This window comes from Leisingera sp. ANG59, from assembly GCF_013317235.1.
Lineage (GTDB): Bacteria > Pseudomonadota > Alphaproteobacteria > Rhodobacterales > Rhodobacteraceae > Leisingera.
Genome location: NZ_WLCM01000073.1, coordinates 1 through 1,885, shown reverse-complemented (window position 1 = coordinate 1,885; position 1,885 = coordinate 1). Strand labels below are relative to the sequence as shown.

The 1,885-nt window shown below is 64.4% G+C and carries 3 protein-coding genes (1 of these 3 cut by a window edge); 2 read left to right on the top strand and 1 reads right to left on the bottom strand.

The genetic code is table 11. The annotated features are described in order from the left end of the window. Both GKC28_RS25235 and GKC28_RS25230 read left to right on the top strand, forming a co-directional pair. A protein-coding gene (locus GKC28_RS25235) for an iron chelate uptake ABC transporter family permease subunit (protein ID WP_174149702.1) crosses the window boundary here: on the top strand, nucleotides 1-888 show its 3' portion. 42 nt of this gene lie to the left of the window's left edge; the window shows 888 of its 930 coding nt (coding positions 43-930); its start codon lies beyond the left edge, outside the window; it ends in the stop codon at nucleotides 886-888. Then, nucleotides 885-1,643 carry an ATP-binding cassette domain-containing protein gene (locus GKC28_RS25230; protein WP_174149701.1) on the top strand — a complete coding sequence of 253 codons (759 nt, stop codon included), beginning with the start codon at nucleotides 885-887 and terminating at the stop codon, nucleotides 1,641-1,643. The genes GKC28_RS25235 and GKC28_RS25230 overlap by 4 nt, the downstream gene beginning before the upstream one ends. Before the next feature lie 34 nt (nucleotides 1,644-1,677). Here the strand turns inward: GKC28_RS25230 and GKC28_RS25225 are convergent. After that, nucleotides 1,678-1,885: IS30 family transposase (locus GKC28_RS25225; RefSeq protein WP_174149700.1), on the bottom strand; the 208-nt coding region annotated here is incomplete at its 5' end.

The following is a 1,885-nucleotide window of genomic DNA, read 5'->3' as shown; positions in this document are numbered from 1 at the left end:
TTCCTGTTCCGGGGCTTGCGGGGCCCGACCGCCTATATCCTGGAGCTGCGGCTGGTCAAGCTGGCGGCTTTGCTGGCGGTCGGTGCCTCGGCCGGCGTGGCGACGGTGCTGTTCCAAACCATCAGCCAGAACCGCATCCTGACGCCCTCGATCATGGGGTTTGATGCGCTGTTCCTGCTGCTGCAGACCGGGCTGGTGGCGGGGCTGGGCGCGGCCGGGGCCAGCCGGATCAGCGGCCTGCCGGGCTTTGCGTTGGAAACTGCGGTGATGCTGGGCGCGGCGCTGGTGCTGTTCACCAGCCTGCTGGGACGCACCCGCCACGATATCCAGCTGATGGTGCTGGCGGGCGTGGTGCTGGGCGTGATGTTCCGCACCCTGACGGCCTTTTTGCAACGGCTGATGGAGCCGTCGGAATTCACCATGGTCGAGGCGCGGATGTTCGCCCAGTTCAGCGGCATTGACCGCTCTGCGCTGCTGGCGGGGCTGGCGCTGATGGCACTGGCCGCCCTGTGGCTGGTGCGCAACCACCAAGTGCTGGACGTGGCCGCTCTGGGCCGTACGCCGGCGCGCAGCCTTGGCGTGAGTTATGACGGGTTGCAGCTGCGGGTGCTGTGCCTGATTGCGGCGCTGGTCTCAGTCGCGACTGCGCTGGTGGGGCCGCTGGCCTTTCTTGGCCTTTTGGTGACCAGCCTTGCCCACAGCCTGATGAAAAGCCACCGACATGCGCTGCTCTTGCCCGCCGCGGCACTGATCGGGGCGCTCATTCTGGTGGCAGGGCAGACCGTGTTCGAACGGCTGCTGCACCTGCAATCCACCCTGGCCGTTGTCATCGAGTTCTGCGGCGGTCTGCTGTTCCTGGTTCTGCTGGTGAAAGGAAAAATCCGGTGATTCAAGTCTCAAACCTCAGCTTCGGCCCGGCGGCAAACCCCATCCTGCAGGGCATAGATGCCGAGATCCCGGCGGGCAGGATTACGGCGCTGATCGGCCCCAACGGTGCGGGGAAATCAACGCTGCTGAAGCTGATCGCGCGGCAGCTGACCGCCAGCAGCGGCGGCATCCGCATGGACGGGCTGGATCTGGCGCAGGCGGTCCCAGCGGTGCTGGCCCGCAAGATGGCGGTAGTGGCGCAGCATCTGAGCGTCGCCAGCCGGGTGCGGGTGCGCGACCTGATCGGCTTTGGCCGCTGGCCGCACAGTTCGGGGCGGCTGGGGCCTGCCGATCATGCGGCCATAGCCGAGGCGGTGGCGCTGTTTGATCTGGATGAGCTGCAGGCGCGGTTCCTGGATGAGCTGTCGGGCGGCCAGCGGCAGCGGGCCTTCATCGCCATGGCCTATGCGCAGGACACGGACTGGCTGCTGCTGGATGAGCCGCTGAATAATCTCGACCTGCATCATGCCCGCAACCTGATGGCGCAGCTGCGGCATCTGGCGGAGGCGCAGGGCAAGGGGATCGTGATCGTGGTGCATGATCTGAACTATGCGATCAGCTGGTCCGATCACGTGGTGGCGCTGCGGGACGGTCAGGTGGCGTTTCAGGGCYCGATGGCAGAGGCCGCCACTGCAGAACGCTTGACTGCGCTCTATCAGACGCCGGTGGCAATCACCCGGCTGGATAGCCTGCCGTTTGTGCAATACCACCTGTGAACTCACGCTGAAGCGCAACTTCTGATATGTCGTTTTATTCCAAACGGTTCTGGATTTCCATCAGCTTGCTTTCGAAGACTTCTGCTGGTGTCTTGTAGCCGAGGCACTTGCGCGGGGTGGAATTGAGGCGGTGGCAAACCGACCTTAAATATCGGTTTGTCAGCACCGTCGGCTCGGTCGAGCGAGGCAGGTATTTTCTCAGCCTGTTGTTGGTGTTCTCGACGGTGCCTTTCTGCCACGGA